Annotated in this window: 2 protein-coding genes and 1 pseudogene; 2 read left to right on the top strand and 1 reads right to left on the bottom strand. The window is 51.8% G+C overall.

Annotated features, from left to right (window positions below):
- A partial coding sequence (locus ORL50_RS28665; protein ID WP_266020067.1) for a hypothetical protein occupies nt 1-261 on the top strand: 261 nt, incomplete at its 5' end.
- Between the two features lie 73 nt (nt 262-334).
- The gene (locus ORL50_RS28660) at nt 335-1381 is read left to right on the top strand and encodes a YncE family protein (RefSeq protein WP_266020064.1); all 1047 of its coding nucleotides are present in this window, start codon (nt 335-337) and stop codon (nt 1379-1381) included.
- A gap of 633 nt (nt 1382-2014) precedes the next feature.
- Here ORL50_RS28660 and ORL50_RS28655 read toward each other — a convergent pair.
- Nucleotides 2015-2204, bottom strand: a pseudogene (locus ORL50_RS28655) (hypothetical protein); the annotation flags it as partial.

Genomic DNA, 2204 nt, shown 5'->3' with positions numbered 1-2204 from the left:
TCTTTAAAGCAAACTTTTGACGCCCACAGCAGGCGCAGGGCGGCTACTGCAAGAAGCCTTCCAACTTTTTCGGTGGCGAAAAATAGAATTGCGCTTGGGCCAGCTGACGAGGTTAAGAGATGGCTTTGCCGCATGGCAGCTCAGGCCATGCCCGCGCACGAATTTGCAGACAAGGACAGCGGTTCTTTATCGACTCAACAGACATTTTTCGACTTTCCAATCAATGCCAACCGCCCGTCAGAATTGATCTCACACCTGTAATTTATGACAGTAGACGGGCAGTCACGTAGCTGGCCCACTTTCGACTCCAACTGCCCAACCCTGGAGTCATGTCATGAGCCCCACCGGACGAACTACACACGCTTCTGAAATTCTCGCCATCCTGGCCAAGCGCTCAACATCTTTGGAGCACATCAATTTAGGCGGCAAACTTGAAGATATTCTTGGGAAAGCCCCATCGATAACCGACCAAACCGATCTGAACGACAAGGTAGATACCTTAAAAGCGACCACACCGGCCAACACGAAAATCACACTTATCCAAGGCATACATGTGGCCTGCAACCGCAAAGCCACCCATCTGTATGTCACCAAAACCGGAAACACCATCAGCGACCTGGACATTGAAACGCTAAGCACCAGCCAGACGTACGAAGTGGCAGTGGGTGCCCCATCCCCACAAGCGTTCAGCCCTGATGACAAACAGCTTTATATCAACGATATCCGCTCCACCAATGTGTGGCTGATCGACACTGTCGCGCAAAAGGTCATTCAAGGCGCTAACGTGGGATCAGGGAGCATGGATCTAACCATGACGCCTGACGGCAAACATCTTCTGAACTGCGGCGGATTGGCCAATGGTTATCTGCAGGTCATCGATGCATCAAACCAGCAGTTGATTACCACCATTCCAACCGACACAAATCCATTTGCGGTGACCACCCGTCCTGACGGCTCATACGCGTACGTTGCCTGTTGGGTAGACAACGGCGGCACGTCACTTTCCACGATCCAAGCGTTTGACACAACGACATGGCGTCTGGAAAACAGCATCACACTGAGAAATACCGTATTTGCGATGGAGGCCAACCCGTTCAACAACCACCTTTATCTAGTCAATTTCACAGGTGATGAATTCACTGTTATAGACACGAAGTCATATGAAGTCGTAAAGCGAATAATTGTGGCGAATCAGCCGGAGAGCCTGTGCGTCAGCCCTGACGGAAAATACGTTTACATCGCAAGTTTCAGTTCGATTGTTACTGTGATCGATACCGAGTCGCTACAAAAGGTAGAAGAAATCAATACTCAGAAAAACCGTTTGAGATCCATAGCGGTCAGCCCGAAAACGGGCGATGTCTTTGTGACTTACCAAGACTGACATTAAGGGAAACTCGAATAGCAGGGCAGCTTCATTTAACGGCGGAGTAAATTTTGCGCGGGTAAAAAATCGCAGCCTTCGGCAGCTCTTACATGGATTGGTGCCGGAGGCTGCGATCTTTTGTTTTAAGCACTGTTACTGAGCGATCAAAATCTGCTTCGGCGCGGTATTGCCGAAGCTGAGTTTCTTGCCATTGATGTACCGCGTGCCTCGGTACATTTGCCGGCCTTCGACTTCAACGAAGTCCTCATCCATGTACATGAGCACGACCTTGGTCTGTGGCGCACTGACCTCTGGAATCGTCAGCTCACCTTGCAGCAGGTTGAGCGCCCAATGAAACTGGACGATCGGCAAATCACCGATCTCAATCTGGCGCGCGCCATCCAGCAATCGGAAATCTCTGCGCGCAGTAATACGCAGCTTGCGCCCGACGATCTCATACACCGGTTTGCCATAACGAACCTCCAGACCAAGAGAGAACGCCCACAGATCCATGTAATACCCTGGCGAGGTGAAGAGTTCGAACAACGCCTGGTTGTCGCGAATGTTCCCCGCGGCATCAAACAGGTAGTTGTAGGAGTAGTGGCTAGCCAGGCCATCCAGCTCGGGCCTGATGGCGTTGACCGGACTGTCCAGATATACCGGTTGACCTTGCATTTCCTGACGCTGCGCCGCATCGATCAACGAGCGCTGCAGCTTCTCAGCCATGCTTGGCTCCAGCAGGACGCCCTCTTCCGAGCCTTGCCCCGCCTTCTGCAGACTATTGAGCAATATCTGTTCCAACCTTGGCTCCAGCGTGATAACTGGCAGCTCGGAGTCAGTA

This window comes from Pseudomonas sp. RIT-562 (assembly GCF_026241895.1).
GTDB classification, from domain to species: domain Bacteria; phylum Pseudomonadota; class Gammaproteobacteria; order Pseudomonadales; family Pseudomonadaceae; genus Aquipseudomonas; species Aquipseudomonas mandelii_F.
The sequence above is the reverse complement of the archived record's forward strand: the minus strand, read 5'-3'. Positions and strand labels throughout refer to the sequence as shown.

Bases quoted from the DNA above. Each gene is read 5' to 3' on its own strand.
- ORL50_RS28660 (WP_266020064.1), top strand. From the start codon at position 335: ATGAGCCCCACCGGACGAACTACACACGCTTCTGAAATTCTCGCCATC.